The organism is Streptomyces sp. NPDC086777, from assembly GCF_040702065.1.
Classification (GTDB): Bacteria; Actinomycetota; Actinomycetes; order Streptomycetales; family Streptomycetaceae; genus Streptomyces.
The window spans coordinates 24,398-41,142 of sequence record NZ_JBFBJI010000054.1; the positions used below are offsets into that span (position 1 = coordinate 24,398).

General features: G+C 73.9%; 19 protein-coding genes. 6 read left to right on the forward strand and 13 right to left on the reverse strand.

Features of this window, described 5'->3' with window-relative positions; all coding sequences use genetic code 11:
• Window positions 1-67 precede the first annotated feature (67 nt).
• From AB0472_RS41895 to AB0472_RS41920, 6 genes are all read right to left on the reverse strand, one after another.
• Window positions 68-1,078, reverse strand: coding sequence for a PAS domain-containing protein (locus AB0472_RS41895; protein WP_366364626.1), 1,011 nt, complete (start codon window positions 1,076-1,078; stop codon window positions 68-70).
• 56 nt (window positions 1,079-1,134) lie between these two features.
• Window positions 1,135-1,602, reverse strand: coding sequence for a redoxin domain-containing protein (locus tag AB0472_RS41900; protein ID WP_366364627.1), 468 nt, complete (start codon window positions 1,600-1,602; stop codon window positions 1,135-1,137).
• On the reverse strand, window positions 1,603-1,980 hold the full coding sequence (locus AB0472_RS41905; RefSeq protein ID WP_366364628.1) for a hypothetical protein: 378 nt from the start codon (window positions 1,978-1,980) through the stop codon (window positions 1,603-1,605). It lies immediately after the preceding gene.
• Between the two features lie 96 nt (window positions 1,981-2,076).
• Complete coding sequence (locus AB0472_RS41910) at window positions 2,077-2,613, reverse strand: MarR family transcriptional regulator (RefSeq protein ID WP_366364629.1); 537 nt, start codon at window positions 2,611-2,613, stop codon at window positions 2,077-2,079.
• 39 nt (window positions 2,614-2,652) lie between these two features.
• Window positions 2,653-3,426: a polysaccharide deacetylase family protein gene (locus AB0472_RS41915; protein WP_366364630.1), complete on the reverse strand. Its 774-nt coding sequence runs from the start codon at window positions 3,424-3,426 to the stop codon at window positions 2,653-2,655.
• Complete coding sequence (locus AB0472_RS41920; RefSeq protein ID WP_366364631.1) at window positions 3,423-4,886, reverse strand: glycosyltransferase; 1,464 nt, start codon at window positions 4,884-4,886, stop codon at window positions 3,423-3,425. Before AB0472_RS41920 ends, AB0472_RS41915 begins: the two co-directional genes overlap by 4 nt.
• 204 nt (window positions 4,887-5,090) lie before the next feature.
• Between AB0472_RS41920 and AB0472_RS41925 the strand changes: the two genes are divergently transcribed.
• From AB0472_RS41925 to AB0472_RS41945, 5 genes are all read left to right on the forward strand, one after another.
• Window positions 5,091-5,504, forward strand: coding sequence for a BlaI/MecI/CopY family transcriptional regulator (locus tag AB0472_RS41925; protein ID WP_366364632.1), 414 nt, complete (start codon window positions 5,091-5,093; stop codon window positions 5,502-5,504).
• A gap of 4 nt (window positions 5,505-5,508) precedes the next feature.
• Window positions 5,509-6,519 carry a M56 family metallopeptidase gene (locus AB0472_RS41930; protein WP_366364633.1) on the forward strand — a complete coding sequence of 337 codons (1,011 nt, stop codon included), beginning with the start codon at window positions 5,509-5,511 and terminating at the stop codon, window positions 6,517-6,519.
• A gap of 564 nt (window positions 6,520-7,083) precedes the next feature.
• Window positions 7,084-7,488 (forward strand): cupin domain-containing protein, encoded by a 405-nt coding sequence (locus AB0472_RS41935; protein WP_366364634.1) that lies wholly within the window; start codon window positions 7,084-7,086, stop codon window positions 7,486-7,488.
• A 130-nt stretch (window positions 7,489-7,618) separates the two neighbouring features.
• On the forward strand, window positions 7,619-8,029 hold the full coding sequence (locus AB0472_RS41940; RefSeq protein ID WP_366364635.1) for an SH3 domain-containing protein: 411 nt from the start codon (window positions 7,619-7,621) through the stop codon (window positions 8,027-8,029).
• A 193-nt stretch (window positions 8,030-8,222) separates the two neighbouring features.
• Window positions 8,223-8,987 carry an XRE family transcriptional regulator gene (locus AB0472_RS41945; RefSeq protein ID WP_366364636.1) on the forward strand — a complete coding sequence of 255 codons (765 nt, stop codon included), beginning with the start codon at window positions 8,223-8,225 and terminating at the stop codon, window positions 8,985-8,987.
• A gap of 56 nt (window positions 8,988-9,043) precedes the next feature.
• Here the strand turns inward: AB0472_RS41945 and AB0472_RS41950 are convergent, their stop codons facing one another.
• From AB0472_RS41950 to AB0472_RS41980, 7 genes are all read right to left on the reverse strand, one after another.
• Window positions 9,044-10,369 carry an MFS transporter gene (locus tag AB0472_RS41950; protein ID WP_366364637.1) on the reverse strand — a complete coding sequence of 442 codons (1,326 nt, stop codon included), beginning with the start codon at window positions 10,367-10,369 and terminating at the stop codon, window positions 9,044-9,046.
• A 228-nt stretch (window positions 10,370-10,597) separates the two neighbouring features.
• Window positions 10,598-11,548, reverse strand: a complete 951-nt coding sequence (locus tag AB0472_RS41955; RefSeq protein ID WP_366364638.1) for a catechol 2,3-dioxygenase — start codon at window positions 11,546-11,548, stop codon at window positions 10,598-10,600.
• Window positions 11,529-12,647 (reverse strand): 4-oxalomesaconate tautomerase, encoded by a 1,119-nt coding sequence (locus AB0472_RS41960; RefSeq protein ID WP_366364639.1) that lies wholly within the window; start codon window positions 12,645-12,647, stop codon window positions 11,529-11,531. Before AB0472_RS41960 ends, AB0472_RS41955 begins: the two co-directional genes overlap by 20 nt.
• The gene (locus AB0472_RS41965) at window positions 12,644-13,348 is read right to left on the reverse strand and encodes a 4-carboxy-4-hydroxy-2-oxoadipate aldolase/oxaloacetate decarboxylase (RefSeq protein WP_366364640.1); all 705 of its coding nucleotides are present in this window, start codon (window positions 13,346-13,348) and stop codon (window positions 12,644-12,646) included. Before AB0472_RS41965 ends, AB0472_RS41960 begins: the two co-directional genes overlap by 4 nt.
• Window positions 13,345-14,100 carry a PIG-L deacetylase family protein gene (locus AB0472_RS41970; RefSeq protein ID WP_366364641.1) on the reverse strand — a complete coding sequence of 252 codons (756 nt, stop codon included), beginning with the start codon at window positions 14,098-14,100 and terminating at the stop codon, window positions 13,345-13,347. The genes AB0472_RS41965 and AB0472_RS41970 overlap by 4 nt, the downstream gene beginning before the upstream one ends.
• A gap of 52 nt (window positions 14,101-14,152) precedes the next feature.
• Window positions 14,153-14,803, reverse strand: coding sequence for a GntR family transcriptional regulator (locus tag AB0472_RS41975; protein ID WP_366364642.1), 651 nt, complete (start codon window positions 14,801-14,803; stop codon window positions 14,153-14,155).
• Between the two features lie 104 nt (window positions 14,804-14,907).
• Window positions 14,908-15,765, reverse strand: coding sequence for a LysR family transcriptional regulator (locus AB0472_RS41980; protein WP_366364643.1), 858 nt, complete (start codon window positions 15,763-15,765; stop codon window positions 14,908-14,910).
• 68 nt (window positions 15,766-15,833) lie between these two features.
• On the opposite strand from AB0472_RS41980, the gene AB0472_RS41985 reads away from it, so the two are divergent.
• The gene (locus AB0472_RS41985) at window positions 15,834-16,715 is read left to right on the forward strand and encodes an EamA family transporter (protein WP_366364644.1); all 882 of its coding nucleotides are present in this window, start codon (window positions 15,834-15,836) and stop codon (window positions 16,713-16,715) included.
• Window positions 16,716-16,745 lie beyond the last annotated feature (30 nt).

Here is a 16,745-nt window from a genome sequence, read left to right on the forward strand (position 1 = left end):
CCCGGCGTGGAGTCGGCGCCGAACCGGGGCTGCGACGTGGAGCAGCGGCGCGCCGCGCTCGCTCCCGTCATGCGCCGGCGGCCGGCGACGGGCCTTCGGGCAGCGGCTGTTCGGCCCGGATCGTCTTGCCGCTGACCGTCTGCCGGCTGCCCCGGCGCTGGGTGAGCTGGGCGACCAGGAGCAGGCCGCGGCCGCCCTCGTCGAAGGCGTGCGCCCGGCGCAGGTGCGGTGAGGTGGAACTGCCGTCGGAGACCTCGCGGATGAGCGTACGGTCGCGGATCAGGCACAGCTGGACGGGCGGTTCGCCGTAGCGGATGGCGTTGGTGACGAGTTCGCTGACGACGAGTTCGGTGACGAACGCCGCCTCGTCCAGGCCCCCCTCGCCGAGGCGTTCGACGGCCGCCTGCCGGAAGTGCGCCGCCGCGGCCGGGTCCGGCGGCACGTCCCAGGTGGCGACCCGGTCGGCGCCGAGGGGCCGGGTGCGGGCCAGTAGCAGGGCCACGTCGTCGGCCGGCTGTTCCGGCATGACGCAGGGGGCACCGGTGAAGCTCTCGGAGCGGACGGGCCGGCCGGTCTCGGCGACCTGGCGCAGCCGGCGGAGGAGGCACTCGCCGTGCGGGGACCCCTCGACGGTGTCCGGGAAGAAACGGCCCAGCAGGGCCTCCTCGGGGACTCCCAGGGCATGGCAGGCGACGTCGTTGGAGCGGAGGTGGCGCCGGCGGAGGTCGAAGACCGACATGGACATCGAGGCCTGCTGGAAGGCCTGGCCGGCGAGGGTGGGGTCGGCCTGAAAGGGCGGGGCGGCGGTGAGCAGGTAGCCGGTGGTGCCGCCGTCGGGGCCGAGGACGGGGCAGGCGGTCAGGGCGATCTCCGTGCGGCGGCCGTCGGCGCGCCGCAGCGCCACGGTCCCGCGGCGGGCGGCCGGCGCCTCGGCGGGTACCTGCTCGGCGAGGAGGTCGGTGGCGGGTCTGCCCACGACCTTCTCCGCCCGGTGCCCGGTGAGTATCCGCGCACCCTCGCTCCACCCCGTCACCCGGCCCAGGGCATCGATGGTCGCCGCGGCGGCGACTCGCTCCATACGCCCCAGGATGGACCTGTGTCCTTGGGCATCAAGCGCGGAAGGGCCGCGGCGGCTCAGCCCTGGTGGGCACGCAGGGCGGCCAGCGCCCGGTCGGCGTGGGTGTTCATGCGCAGCTCGCTGCGGACGACCTCCAGGACGGTGCGGTCCTGGGCGATCACGAAGGTGGCCCGCTTGGTCGGGGCGAGCGAGAAGCCCCGCTTCACGCCGAACAGCTCCCGGACGGTGCCGTCCGCGTCGGAGAGCAGCGGCATGCCGAGCGTGTGCTTCCCGGAGAACTCCTGCTGGCGTTCCACGCTGTCCCCGCTGATCCCGACCGGCCGGGCGCCGGCGGCCGCGAACTCCGCGGCGAGGTCCCGGAAGTGGCAGGCCTCGGCGGTGCAGCCGGCCGACAGGGCCGCGGGATAGAAGAAGACCACCACCGGCCCGTCGGCCAGCAGCTCCGTGAGGGTCCGCGTCGTACCGGTCTCGTCCGGCAGCGCGAAGTCCTCGATCCTGCTTCCCACCTCGACAGGTGCCGCCATCTATCGGCCCTCCTCGTTGCGTGCGACTCCGCGCGCCCAGAGCACCAGAGGGATCTGGAGCGGCAGGCGGGCGAGAGCCGCGGTCCTGAGCGGCTCGGGCCGCTTCTGCCAGTCGACGGCCATCTGCACATTGGCCGGGAACACACCTACGAAGAAGGCGGCGGCCACCCGGGCCGCCGCCCTGCGGGTACGCGGCAGGGCGATCCCCGCCGCCAGCGCCAGCTCCACGGCCCCGCTGCCGTACGTCCAGGCCCGCGGGGAACCCGGCAGCGCCTTCGGAATCGTCGCGTCGAACTGCTTCGGCACCGCGAAGTGGGCGGCACCCGCGGTGGCCAGCAGCCCCGCGAGCAGCAGGGGTGAACGTTCGGACCGGGCCACGAAGCCTCCTCTGACGACCTGCCGCCGGATATTACCGGGCGGTACCGGCCCGCTCGGCGCCGGGTCGGCCGCCGGTCCGTCGGCGGAGCCGGGCCCTCACACGGTCCGGGAGGCCGGGGGCACCGTCTCGGTGGACTCCTGGCCCGCCTCGTCCTCGACCGCGTAGGACAGGAAGTCGTCGACCATGCGGTGGAAGAGCACGGCCAGCTGCTGCAGCTCCTCGGGCTCCCAGCCGTTCAGGGCCAGTTGCATGCCCCGCGCCCCGGCGTCCCGGACCCGGTCGACGGCGGCCCGGCCGGCGTCGGTGAGCTCGATCCGCTGGGCCCGCCGGTCGTCGGGGTCGGGGACGCGGGTGACGAAGCCCGACCGCTGGAGCTGCTGCACCGTGCGCGTCACGTGGGACGCCTCGACCCCGAGCCGCTGCGCCAGCTCCCCCGGGCGCAGCGGCTCGGAGTCGGCGACCTGACGCAGCAGGGCCACCGCGGCGCGGTCCAGCGGCACACCGGCCAGGGCCATCAGCCGCTCGTGCTGGCGGGCCCGGGTGCTGAGGTAGGTGATGCGCGTCAGGGCGCGCTCGATCTCCACGACCTCCGGGGTGGCGGCGGGGACGTCTGGCAGCGGTTCTGTGGGCATACCGGCCAGTTTACCATATCGTTGCGTAACTCAAGTAAATTACCGCGCGGGTTCACCCGGCGTCCGCCGACGTGCAGGCGCCGGGCGCCGGACGCCGTGCTCGCGCAACGGCCCCACGGTGAGCCCCCGCCGGTCGCAGGTGTCCAGGAGGCGCGGCAGCGCGCCCAGGGCGGAGCGCCAGGCGCCCGGCGCCGAGGTGCAGTCGGAGTCGTGCAGCAGGATCGTGCCACCGCCGTCCAGGTCCCGGACGACCGTACGGTGGACGGAGTCGGCGGTGGCGCGGGCGGTCCAGTCCTCGCCCCAGCAGGTCCAGAGCACCGGGGTGAGACCGAGCCGGCGGGCTGCCAGGTGGGCCGCGGTGGACATCACGCCGTACGGCGGCCGGAACAGGCGCGGGAGCTGCCCGGTGAGCTCGCCGACGGTGTCCCGGGCCCGGGCGAGGTCGTCGTGGGTGGCCCGGGTGCCGCGCAGCAGGAGCGGCCGGTGGAGCCAACCGTGGATCCCCACCTCGTGGCCGGCCGCCGCGATCTCACGGACCAGGCCGGGTGCACGGCGGGCCTGGCAGCCGAGCAGGAAGAAGGTGGCCCGGACCCGCCGCTCGTCCAGGGTGCGCAGGAAGAACGGCGTCGACAGCGGGTCCGGGCCGTCGTCGAAGGTGAGGGCGACGTGGTCGGCCCGGCCCCGGCCGGCCAGGCGCGGCATGGCGCGGTTGCGCAGCGGCCCGAAGGTGGTGATCACGGGGGCCGCGTGCAGGGCGAGCGCCGGCAGGGCGGCGAGGGCGGCCGTGCGGAGCAGGCGTACGGGGGTGGTCACGAGTGGTGCTCCTCCTGGTGCGGGCCGCCGGGGTGGGCGTCGTCGTCGAGGTCCAGGGTGTGGCCGATGGCGTGGATGACGCCCGACCCGCTGCCGGTCGTGGCGACCGCGGTGCCGACCGCCCCGGCCCAGAGGGCACAGGCCACGGCCGCGCACGCGGCGAGACGCCGCACGGCCGGACGGGACCCGCGCGGGGCGGACGCGACGCCGGGAGCGCGGCCGGCCCGTTCCACCGGCGGCGAGGCCGGCCGGCCGGGGCCGGGCCCCTCCGGCGGCGGGCCGGACGCGCGGCAGGCACGGGCTATCTCGTCCGCGGGGCCCGCCCCGGCGGCGGCGAACAGCGCCCGGCCCGCCTCGCGCTGCAGCAGGCCGCGCGGGCCGTCGATCAGGTCGGCCAGTACGTCCCCGAGTTCGGCCGGGTCGCGGATCCAGGCGGCGACCCCGGCCTCGTCGAGTGCCGCGGCGTTGGTCAGACCGTGGCCCGGTATGCAGCGGTAGCTCGCGACGGGCAGCCCGGCGGCGAGGGCCTCCAGCGAGGTCAGGCCGCCCGCGTTCTGCACCAGGACGTCGGCCGCGTGCATCAGGCCCGGCATGTCGTCGACCCAGCCGTGGGTGTGCTCGATGCCGTCGGCGCGCAACCGCTCCGCGAGCGCCTCGTTGCGGCCGCAGACGACGACCGGTACGGCCGCGCCGCAGTCGCGCAGTTCCAGGGCCACCTGCCGGACCGGGCCGACCCCCCAGGACCCGGCGACCAGCAGCGCCAGGGGGGCGTCCGCGGGGAGCCCGAAGCGGGCCCGGGCCGCCCGGCGCCGCCCTGGGCCGGCGGGCCGGAAGCGCGGGTCCGCCACCGGGCCGCCGACCCGGACGTCCCGGGCGCCCAGGGCGCGGGCCTGTGCGGCGGGTACGGCGTGGGCGGCCAGGTGGACGTCGACGCCTTCGGCCACCCACAGCGGGTGCACCGAGAAGTCGGTGAGATAGGTGAACACCGGCACGTCGAGGCGGCCGGTGAGCCGCAGCCTGCCCAGGACGCGGCTGGCGCCGGGGTAGGTGGAGACGACGGCGCCGGTGTCGGCGGGGAGGACGGCGCGCAGGCGGTGCTCGGCGGTCCGCAGCAGGGCGCGGGCCAGCGGGCCGCCGCCTCCGGCGCGTTCGGTGCGGGTGTAGACGCGCTGGTAGACCCAGGGCGCCCGGACGAGCATCCGGTGGTAGGCGTCGCAGACGGCCCGGCCGAGCCGGGCGGGCAGCAGGTCGAGCAGGTCGTACCGGTCGACGGCGACACCGGCCGCCGTCAGCCTGCGTTCCAGTTCGTGTGCGGCGCCGTCGTGGCCCGCGCCGATGCTCGCGGAGACGATCACGACGCGTTCGGCCGGCGTCACGGGCCGGGGGGCGTGGGCGGGCCGGGGACGCAGGGCGGCGGCCGCGAGGGCACGCAGATGCACCGTACTTCCGAGGTGGGGCATGGGTGGGTTCCTCCGCACAGACTCCGCAGGTGGAGTGGAGCGGCGAAACTCTACAACATGTAGTAGGTGAACTCGTACAAGTTGTAGTAGACGGCTTTTGTGCGGCCGGCGGCAGGCCCGGCGGCACTGGAACCCGGTTCTACATGCCGTAGTAGCAGTCCGGGTAGGCTGTGGGCTCGAACGGTGGTTGAAGGACGGTGAACGGTGCGCGACCGGAAGATCGACGAGCCCGGCGAGGCATCCGGCCGACGGGCCCGCGGGGAGTTGGAGAGCGGGGTGCTGGCCGCCCTGTGGGCCACGTCCGGGCCGCTGACCGCCCGCCAGGTCCAGGAACGGCTGCCCGGGGACCTCGCCTACACGACCGTGCTGACGATCCTGTCCCGGCTGCACGACAAGGGCATGCTGGTACGGCACCGGGCAGGCCGGGGCTACGCGTACGCGCCGGTCCGCGACGAGGCGTCCGACACCGCCCAGCGGATGCACACCCTGCTGGAGCGCGGCTCCGACCGGGAGGCCGTGCTCAGCCGGTTCGTCTCCGAACTCTCCCCGGAGGACGAGCAGTTGCTGCAGCGTCTGCTCGGCGAACACGACAGCGGCCCCGCCGGCGAAGGACCGTGAGCCGATGACCGTCAGCGTCTACGTCCCCTTCCTGGTCACGGTGGTCCTCGCGGTGCTCGCGCCCCGGCTCGCCCGGCGGTTCGCACCGCGCCCGGCGGCCTGGGCGCTGGCCGGCGGCGCCCTGGTGACGGCACTGGGCTGGCTGGGCTCGCTGGCGCTGCTGGCGTTCACCGGGCTCGCGCAGATCCCCGAGGTCGCCGAGGAGGGCCGCTGGTCGGTGACGGCGCTGCGGGCGGACGATCCCGTGTACCTCACCGTGTCCGCGGTCGCGACGGTCACCCTGCTCGCCTCCCTCACCGGCCTCGCGGTGGCCGCCGTGCGGCAGGTCCGGCACCTGCTCTGGGCCCGCCGGGAGTGCGCGCGGCTGCCCGGGGACCTGGAGCTGGCCGTCCTCGACGACGCCTCGCCGCACGCCTTCGCGCTCCCCGGGGCACCGGGCCGGATCGTGGTCTCGCACGGGATGCTGCGCTGCCTCGGCGGTACCGAGCGGGAGGCCCTGCTGGCACACGAGCGGGCCCATCTGCGCGGCCGCCACCACCTGTTCCAGACCGCCTGGCGGCTCACCGCAGCCGCCTGCCCGCTGCTGCGGCCGCTCGCCGGGACCGGCGGGTTCGTGCTGGAGCGCTGGGCCGACGAGGAGGCCGCGGACCACGTCGGGGACCGGACGGTCGTCGCACGCGCGGTCGGCCGGGCGGCCCTCGCCGCGGCCAAGGCCCCCGCCGGTGCCTCGCTCGCGGCGACCGGGGGCGCCGTGCCGCAGCGGGTCCGGGCGCTGCTCGCCCCGCCGCCACCGCGCCGTGCGCTGCCGCTGGTCGCGGGCGCCGCGCTGCTCGCGCTGTCCTGCGCGAGCCTGGCCGAGGCCATGTCCGACAGTGAACGGATGATCGAGGGTGCCCAGTTCGCCGCGTGCGTGACCGCGCTCAGGGACACCGCGATGCCGGCGCAGCCGCCCGCACACCGCCCCTGCGGCCACCCGCCCCGCGACCACGACGAACCGGGCCGAGGCCCCCGCTGACCGCGGCGGGATCCGCCGCAGTCGTGCCCGCGGGCGGTTCATGGCGCGCTTCTCGGCGATGGCCGCCACGGCCGCTTCCGGGATGCCGGCCTCGACCGCCTGGCGCACATGGGCGTTCCAGGAGTACTGAGCGTCCCAGCTGCGGGCGGCCATCAGGAGGGTGAGTTCGCGCAGGTGTTCCGGAAGGCTGCAGTCGAAGCGGGCGAAGGCGCTGAGGGACTCCGCGCGTTCGCACATCTCCGGGCTGTGCAGCCAGACCCGGAAGGGGCCGCGGACGGCGCCGCGGCGGCCCGCGATCCGGGCGGCCAGCTCCCGCTGGCGGGGGTTCATGTCGTCTTCGCTGAGAACGGGGAGCCTCATGGGGCCGGTACCTGCCTTCGCTCGGGCGGCCGTGGATCCTAGGCGGCCGTGGATTGCCGGGGGTGGACGCTACAGTCGCTCCACGACCGCTCACACCTCCCGGAGCGCAAGGTAAAACTGCACGCCAGGGGGCACCCGATCGGGTCCGCGGGGCCTAGCGTCGGTCGGCGTGTCACGTACGTCGTAGCGGAGAGGAACCCCCGGATGACCACGATCATCAAGGCCGCGTCCGTACCCCTGCTGGACCGGGGCGGCGCGGTCGTGACGACACCGCTGATCACCACCCCGTCGGCAGGCGGCGAGAACCTCGTCACCAGCGGGATGAGCGTCTACCCGGTGGGCTCCGGGGCACCGTTGCACTCGCACAACTGCGACGAGCACGTGACCGTCCTGGAGGGCGAGGCGGAGGTGTGGGTGGACGGCGAGGTGACCCGGCTGAGCCGGTTCGACACCACGTACGTCCCGTCCCCCGTCCCCCACCTGTTCCGCAACGTCGGCGACACCCCGCTGCGGATCCTGTGGGTGTACTCGTCGGGGTACGTGACGCGGACCTTCACGGCCACGGGAAAGACGGTCGAGCACCTGTCGGCCGAGGACCAGATGGGCTGAACCGGCGGTGGCCTGGGACGTCCCAGGCGTCCCAGGGCACGCGGGGACGACATGGTGACGGTTCGGCACGGAAACGCTTCGAGTCGTGATCACGCTTCGTGGTCACCGGCACGACAGCACGGAGGTTTCCATGTCCCGTCGGATCCTGAAGAACGGCCTGCTGGCCACGGTCGCGGTGTTCGCGTTCCTGCCCACGGCCGGGGCCGCCACGGCGAGCGCCGCCACCCCGGTCCCCGCTCCGCAGGGAATCGTGCAGTACTACAACTACACCACCCTGCCCGCGCCGGCCGGCCACCGTCTGCACACCTACCGGACCGTGGGCCGGGTCACCACGCACCGCGTCCGGCTCAACGTCCGCTCCGGTCCGAGCACGCGCTACCGCGTGGTGAGCCACCGTCACAACAACCGGCTCGTCGCGCTGTCCTGCAAGACGTACGGCGGCTCGGTGCGTGGCAACCACACCTGGTACCGGCTCCCGCACCACAAGGGGTACGTCTCCGCGCACTACGTCCGGGTCGGCCACGCCGTCCCGTGGTGCTGACGGTCCGTCACCGGCGTACTCCCTGACCGCAGAGGCCTGTTCGGGAACCCGCGTTCCCGAACAGGCCTTCGACATGCACTCCCGATTCACCCTCTTCACACCTGTTCGCCGGTTGCGGGCCCGGTTCCGATGGGAAGCCATTCCGACAACAGGGGCGAAACGCCCATAGCGTAATGAAGTCGAGGCACGCAACATGCCGCACCCCGGAGGAGCGAGAACCACCCCATCGGACGAGTCGCCGGCGGCGAGGCTGCGCGAACTGAAGGAGCACACGGGACTGAGCCTCGCGGCCCTGGCCGCCCGCACCCCCTACAGCAAGTCCGCGTGGCACCGCTATCTCTCCGGCGACAAACGGCCGCCGCGGGCGGCCGTGGAGGCCCTGGCCCTGCTCGCGGGCGCCGACCCCGCCGCCGTACTGGCGTTGTGCGAGGCCCCCGAGGGGCCACCGGCCGCCGAGCCGCCCCGGGAGCGGGGGCCGGGGAGACGGTGGCCGCGGCTGCCGCTGACCGCGGTCGCGCTGCTCGCCGTGGCCGGGGTGACGGCGGCGGCCGTGACCGTCTCGGACCGGCGCGGCACACCGGGCGTACAACCGGTGTCGGCGGCGCCGCGCTGTCACGGCAGCGCCTGCCAGGGCGAGTTGCCGGACGCGTCGGCGTGCGACCGGGACGCGCGGACCAAGAGCCGCGTCACCGGTGTCGCCTACGACGTCCGGCTGCGCTGGTCCCCCGCCTGCGGCACCGCCTGGTCCGAGGTGCGGCTGCACACCCCCGTCGCGCGGGAGGTCTCGGTCCGGGCCGGCGAGGACGTGCTCTCGGCGAGCTATCCCGCCTCGGACTCGGTCGGCTACACCAGCCCGATGCTCGCGGTGCCGGCTCCGCGGGGTGTGGAGGCGTGCGCCGAGGTGGCAGGACAGCTGGCGTGCACCGGGCTGGAGGCGGAGCCCACCGGAGAACCCTAGGGAGGCGCCGCGCCCGTGGAAGGAGCGCGGCGCCGGACCGGCCCCGGGGAGACCGCTCAGTGGGCGGCGACCAGCTTCTCCCGGTCGCGGTCGGCCCGCGGCTGCCGGGCCGAGCGCAGGGCGGCGATGCCGATGAACACCATCGAGGAGACGCCAGCCAGCGCGAAGGCGGTGAAGCCCCAGTCCCCGTTGCCCGCGGCGAGGAGCTGGCCGCCGAGCCACGGGCCGAAGACCGCGCCGAAGCGCCCCATGCCGGAGGTCCAACCGACGGCGGTGGCGCGGCTGTCCGGCGTGGAGCGGATCGAGACCGTCGCGTAGATCATCGTCTGGGCACTGTTCAGGAAGACGCCGGTGAGGAAGACGACCAGGGTGGTCACCCCCATCGGCAGGTGCACGCTGAGCAGGTAGACGCCGGCGGCGGTGAGGGCGAACCAGATCGCCGCGATGCGCGGGGCGCCGAACCGGTCGGCCGCGCGGCCCGCGACCAGCATGCCCACGATGCCGCCGAGATTGAAGACGACGACGAAGGTCAGTGCGTTGGCGAGTTCGTAGCCCTCGGTGCGCATCAGGGTCGGCAGCCAGGTGGCAACGCCGTAGACCAGGAGGAGACCGCCGAAGGAGGCCAGCCAGTACAGCAGGGTCTGCAGCCGTTCGCCGCCGCGGAACAGGCCGAGCAGCGCGTCCCAGCGGTCGGCGGCGGTCCTCCGGCCGGCGACGGCGGGCAGTTCGACCTCGTAGCGGTCGGCGAGCGCGGCGGCCTCCTCGGTGCGGCCCTTGGCGACCAGGAAACTCAGCGACTCGGGCAGGAGCTTGAGCAGGACGGGCACGAAGAGCAGCGGGAGCACGCAGACCCAGAAGGCGGAGCGCCAGCCGAAGGGGTCGACCAGCCACTTGGCGATGTAGGCGGAGAGGATGCCGCCCGCGTGGTGGGCGGTCATCAGCACGCCGATGGTGAGGGCGATCCGGCCGCCCCTGGCGTAGTCGGAGACCATGCTGATCGCGGTCGGCAGCAGCCCGCCGAGGCCGACGCCGGCCAGGGTGCGGCCGAGGCCGAAGACCGCGAGGCTCCCGGAGACCGCGCAGATGCCGGAGGCGACCGAGAAGAGCGTGACACAGGCGACCATCAGCTGCTTGCGGCCGATGCGGTCCGCGACCGTACCCGCGGCCAGGGCGCCCACCAGCATGCCGAAGGTGGCGTAGGAGCCGAGGTCGCCGGCCTCGTCCGCGGTGATGCCGAAGGTCTTGGTCTCCAGCAGGTGGGGCAGCACCGAGCCGTAGATGAACATGTCGAGGCCGTCGAAGAGCACGGCCAGCCAGCACAGGCCGACCACCAGCAGGGCCAGTCTGCTGCCGCGGGCGGACAGGGCGGTTGAGGAGGACATCGTTGTTTTCCTCTCGTCCAGGATGCGTTCCCTGGAGGGGAAGCGGTGAGGGGGGTCGACGCGGCTCGTGCGGCTGACCCGTGGTGCGTAGACGCTAAGGATGGGCGGGCAAAAACGTCAACGGTTTTGTCAACAATCACAGCAACAATCAGGGTGGCCGCAGGTGGCAAAGGGGTGGGCGACGCGTCGTACCGCGTCGCCCACCCCCGGATGGCTGTGGTGACCGGATCAGCCCACCGGTGGCGTCCCGTGCGTGTGGAAGGACTCGATCGTCCTGAGACCCCAGGCCTGCCCCTTGGCGCGCTCCGCCTCGGTCCAGGTGACGAGCGGCCAGTCGGGGGCCAGCACCAGCCGGGTGAGCGGGTTGCAGAGCTCGATGCGGTTGCCGCCCGGCTCGTAGACGTACAGGAAGAACGTCTGCTGGATGGCGTGCTTGTGCGGGCCGGTCTCGATGAACACGCCGGTGTCGATGGCGAGGTCGGCCGCGCGCAGGATGTCCTCGCGGGTGTCGGTCGCGAAGGCGATGTGGTGCAGCCGCCCGGTCGAACCGGTCCAGTCGGACGTGTAGACGACGTCGTACGACTTGTGGGTGAAGGTCAGCCAGCGCGCCGCGACCGTCCCGTCGTCGAGGCGGACCTGCTCGGTCGACCGGGCCCCCAGTACCTGTTCCTGGAACTCGGCGTTGGCGAGCACGTCCGCGGCCAGGAAGTTGACGTGGTCGAGACGGCGTACGCCGACGCCCCGGTTGGGCTTGGCCTGCGGCTGGTTCTTCAGCGCGGGCTTCAGCTCGTCCGGCGCCCGGTAGTGCTCGCTCTCCCAGTAGAGGGCGTGCTCGTGGCCGTCCGGGTCGGTGGTGACGTAGAGCTTGCCGAGGCCCGGCTCGTCCTCCACCCAGCGGCCGCTGCCACCCGCTTCCTCGACCGCCCCGACACGGCGGTCCAGGGCCTCCTCGCTGGAGGTGCGCAGGGCGAGCCGGCCGAGGCCGGGCTGGTCACGGGCGGTGAGGACCAGGCTGTGGTGCTCGTAGTCGTCGTACGTGCGCAGGTAGACGGTGTCGCCGTCCCGGCCGTTGACGGTCAGTCCGAGGTAGTCGGTGAAGAAGGCGACGCTGGCGTCCAGGTCCGGGGTGAACAGCTGGGCGTGGCCGACATGGGCGATGTCACCGAGGGGCGGAGCCATCGTTGCCTCCTTGAGGTCGTACGGGAAGGGCGGCGGCGCGCGGGAAGACGGTGCCGTCGAAGATCTTGCGGGCGGTGCGGACGACCGCGGTGCGGCGGGCGGCCGGCGGGGAGCCGTCGGAGCCCGGGTCGACACTGGTGTCGATCTCCAGGAATCCGGTGGGGTGTTCGACGCGGATGCGGTCGCCGTGCTCCGGGAGCCGGGCGATGCCCTGCGCCACGCTGCCGGGCAGCCTGAGCCCCGCGGCCACACTGGCGGCGCCGAGGACGCCGATCGAGGTGTGGCAGCGGACGGGGATGAAGGTCCGGGTGGTGACCGCGCCGCCGTCACGGGGCGGAGCCAGGAGGCTGAGCTTGGGCACGGTGGCCGTCTCCACGTCCCCGAGGCCCATCAGCTTCCCCGCCGCCAGCCGGATCTCGTGGAGGCGGTCGGCGAGGGCCAGGTCCTCCTCCAGGTCCCCGGGCTCCTCGTACCCGGTGACGCCCAGCGCGCTCGCCGCGATGAGCACGGTCGGCATGCCGTTGTCGACGCAGGTCACCGCCGCGCCCGCGACGGTGTCGCGGACGTTGCCGGTGGGCAGCAGCGGGCTCTCGCCGGCCGGGAACTCGATCACCACGGGGGCGGCCGCGCCGGGCACCCCGGAGATCTCGGCGTCCCCGGTGTAGTCGACGCGCCCACCGGGGGTCGGGAAGGTGGCGACGGCCAGTTCCCCCGTGTTGAGCATCCGGATCCGTACCGACGTCTCGCCGTCGCCGGGCACCACGAGCCCCCGCTCGACGGCGAACGGCCCGACCCCGGCGAGGATGTTCCCGCAGGTCTGGCGGTCCGTCACCTCCGGCCGGTCGACGGCGACCTGGAGGAACAGGTAGTCGACGTCCGCCGCCGGGTCGTCCGGCACCGAGACCAGCGCCACCTTGCTGGTGAGGGGGTGCGCCCCGCCCAGGCCGTCGATCTGGCGCGGGTCGGGGCTGCCCATCACCCGCAGCAGCAGGTCGTCGCGGGCGGCGGGGTCCGCGGGCAGGTCCTCGGCCAGGAAATACGCGCCCTTGGAGGTGCCGCCGCGCATCAGCATGCACCGCACCTCCGCGGGCCCGGTCATGCGCCCCGCTCCTGGTGCTCCTCGTACGTCCGGTACTCGACGCCGAGCCGCTGGAGGGTCTCACGGAGCCCGTAACGGTCCAGGCCCAGCTGGCCGTCGACGAACGCGGCGCGGGTCGCGGCCTCCTTGGCCTCGCGGGCCGCGGACTGCTCGGCCGTCTCGCGGACGCGCTCGCGCGGTACGACCACGACCCCGTCGTCGTCGGCGAGGACCACGTCACCCGGGTTGACCACCTGGCCGTCGATCGCGATCGACACGTTGACCGAGCCGCCGGTGGCCTTCACCGTGCCCTGCGGGGAGACCGCCCGGGACCAGGCGGCGAAGCCCATGTCCCGCAGCTCCTGGGTGTCACGGATACCGGTGTTCAGGACCACTCCCCGCACCCCGCGCTGCTTCAGCGCGGTCGCGAACAGCTCGCCGAACAGCCCGTCCGTGCACGGCGAGGTGGTGGTGACGACCAGGATGTCGCCCTCGCCGCACTGCTCGACGGCGGCGTGGATCATGAGGTTGTCGCCGGGCCAGCCGAGCACGGTGACGGCCGTGCCCGCGACCCGCACGCCCTGCTGGACCGGACGGATCCCCGGACCGAGCAGCCCGGTCCGGCCCATGGCCTCGCTCACGGTGGCGACCCCGAAGCCGGCGAGGGCGTCCACGTCCTTCAGCTCCGCCTTCGGCGGGTTGGTGACGATCACGCCGCTCATGCCAGCTCCTTCGCGATCTGCGGGAACGGCCGCATGAACGCCTCGGCCATGGTGGTGTGCGCCAGCCCCAGGTTGGGCCCGGCGTTCCGCTTGAGCTGGACGCCCCGCCGGACGGCGAGGTCGGTGTAGTAGGTCCACAGGTGCTGCTGGGCGCCGAGGCACTCCATCGCCTTGCGCTTGGTCTCCCAGACCTCGGTGATGTCGAGCAGGACCTCGGGCCTGAAGCCGCTCATCTCCGGCTGGTGCGGCTCGAAGTAGAAGACCGGCGGGGCGCCGATGATGCCGCCCGCGCCCGGGTAGCCGATGGCCTGGGCGAGGATGCGCGCCTGAAGGGCCATCCGGTTGGCGGCCGGGTGGTCGCCGTTGTAGGGGTCCTCGACGGGGTGGGTGAGCACGACGTCGGGCTGGGTCTCGCGGTACACGGCGACCAGCCGGTCGGTCAGCTCGGCGGACGCGACCAGCGGGTAGTCGCCGGCGTCGAAGAACCGGACCTCGGCGCCGAGGGCGGCGGCGGCCTTCTCCGCCTCCTCCCGGCGTATCGCCTTGATCTCCGTCAGGTTCCTGCCCTCGCGCCACGCCTTGGCGGACTCCCCGCGTTCGCCGAAGGTCAGACAGGCGACGGTGACCTTCTCGCCGCGGGACGCGGCCAGGGCGATGGCTCCGCCCGCCCGCCACACGAAGTCCCCGGCGTGCGCGGTGACGACCAGGGTGGATCGTGGTGGGGCTGTGGCCGGCGCGTTGGCGTGCGTCATTGAAGAACTCTCCTTGGTGGACAGGGGTGCGCCCACCCGGCCCCGGGCGTGCTCAGTCGCGCAGTGCTTCGATCACGCTCGTGAGGTGGGCGCGGACGGCCGCCTCGGCCGCCTGCGGGTCCCTGGCCCTGATCGCCTCGATCATCGCCAGGTGCTCGCTCAGGGAGTGCTGCGGACGCCCCGGGCGCAGCGCCAGCTGGAATCGGTGCCGCACCAGTTGGGCGTTGAGCCGCTCCAGCAGTTCCACGGCGGTCTGCTGGCCGGAGATCGTCCGGATCCTGGCGTGGAGTTCCTGGTTGAGCTCGGAGTAGGTGACCGGTTCGCCGTCGGCGACGGCCTTGGTCATGGCCGTACCGAGGTCCGCGAGGTCGGCGAGCTGCTCGTCGCTGGCCGCGACGGCCGCCTTGGCCGCGCAGAGTCCCTCCAGGGCCATGCGGCACTCCGTGATGGCGACCGCTTCCTCCACGGTCACCACCCGCACCCGCGAACCGCGGTTGCGGATCCGCTCGACCAGTCCCTGCGCCTCCAGATCGATCAGCGCCGCACGGATGCTGGCCCGTGTCACACCGAACTCCTCGGCGAGCTCGTTCTCCACCAGCCGCTGGGCCGGGGCCATCTCGCCGTGCAGGATCGCCTGCCGCAGCAGCGTGAACGCGTGCTGCTTGGCCTGCTCTCCGGTGCTCGGACGGGCTTCCTTCGGCATTGCGCCCTCCCTGAGTGAGTGCCTGTCGAACGTAAATCTAGCCAAACAAGATTGTCAACAATTTTGTCTGCCGTATTGCCGGAACGCTTCCTCTCCCGGCGCGGTCAGCCGCCGCGGTACAGGTCGCTGAGCAGTTCGAGAACGGCCTGGTGGGCGGGGTGCGGGTCGTCCCGCCACCAGGCCAGGCGGACGGCGACGGGTGCGGCGTCCCGGACCGGCCGGTAGACGATCCCGGGCCGCGGGTACTGGTTGGCGGTCGACTCGGCGGTCACGCCGACCGCGCGGCCGGCCCCGATGGCGGTGAGCCAGTCGTCGACGTCGTGCGTCTCCTCGACGACCGGCCGCGACGGTGCCGGCCACAGCTCCGGGGTGGTGGTGCCGGTACGCCGGTCGACCAGGAGGACCCGGCCGGTGAGGTCCGCCAGCCGTACGGTCCTGCGCCGGGCCAGCGGATCGTCGGCGGCCAGCGCGCACAGCCGCCGCTCCAGTCCGACGACGGCCGAGTCGAACCGCCGGTCCTCCAGCGGCCGCCGCAGGACGGCCAGGTCACAGGCCCCTTCGCCGAGACCGGCGGAGGCCGTGTTCACGCGGACCAGATGCAGTTCGGTCCCGGGGTGCGCGGCGGTCCAGCCGCGCTGGAAGGCCACGGTGTGCCGCCCCACCGCCGACCAGGCGTATCCGATCCGCAGCCGGGACGGCCCGGCGGCGGCCTCCTGCACCAGGTCGGCCACGTCCGCCAGCACCCGCCGGGCCCGCTCCACCACTCGCGTCCCGGCCGCCGTCGGCGTCACCTCGCGCGAGGTCCGCCGCAACAGCCGCACGCCCAGGACCCGTTCGAGGCCGGCCAGGGTGCGCGAGACTGCCGCCTGGGACACCCCGAGGGCGATCGCGGCGTCGGTGAAGGTGCCCTCGTCGACGATGGCGACGAGACAGCGCAGCTGCCGCAGCTCGACCTCGTTCATACGCCCAGCGTATAGATCCGGGCACGCATGCATTTTGCGCAAGCGCCGGCCGGCCGGACTCTCCTGCCATGCGACGACGAGCCCTCGAACGCCCGCTCCCCTGCCCCGCGGTCCGGCCCGCCGCCCCGCACCGGCTCTCCGGCGTGGCGGTCATGTTCGGCAGCGGACTGTCCAACCAGACCGGCGCGGCCGTCGGCGCCCTCGCCTTCCCGGTCCTCGGCCCGCTCGGGGTGGTGGCGGTACGGCAGTACGTGGCCGCACTCGTCCTGGTGGCCGTCGGCCGGCCGCGCCTGCGCGCCTTCACCTGGCGGCAGTGGTGGCCGGTGCTGCTGCTGGCGGGGGTCTTCGGCACGATGAACCTGACCCTCTACACCGCCATCGACCGGGTCGGCCTGGGCCTCGCGGTCACCCTGGAGTTCCTGGGCCCGCTCGCCATCGCCCTCGCCGCGTCCCGCCGCCGCCTGGACGCGGGGTGCGCCGTGCTGGCGGCGGCGGGCGTGGTCGTCCTGATGCGCCCGCAGCCGTCCACGGACTACGCGGGGATGGCCCTGGGCCTGGTCGCCGCGGGCTGCTGGGCGTCGTACATCCTGCTCAACCGGGTGGTCGGCCGCCGGATACCGGGTGCGCAGGGCCCGGCCGCGGCGGCGAGCGTGTCGGCGCTGACGTTCCTGCCGATCGGCATCGTGGTGGCGGTAAGGCACCCGCCGACGGCCGGTGCGCTGCTCTGCGCGGTCGCGGCGGGTGTGCTGTCGTCGGCGGTGCCGTACCTGGCCGACCTGCTGACCCTGCGCAGGGTCCCGCCCCAGACCTTCGGCCTGTTCATGAGCGTCAACCCGGTCCTCGCGGCGGCGGTCGGGTGGGTGGTGCTGGGGCAGGGGCTGGGGGTGCCGGAATGGGTGGGGATAGGAACGGTGGTCGCTGCGAACACGGTCAGCCTGGCGCCCCGATAGGGGCGCGGGGAACTGCGCGACCGGCCACCG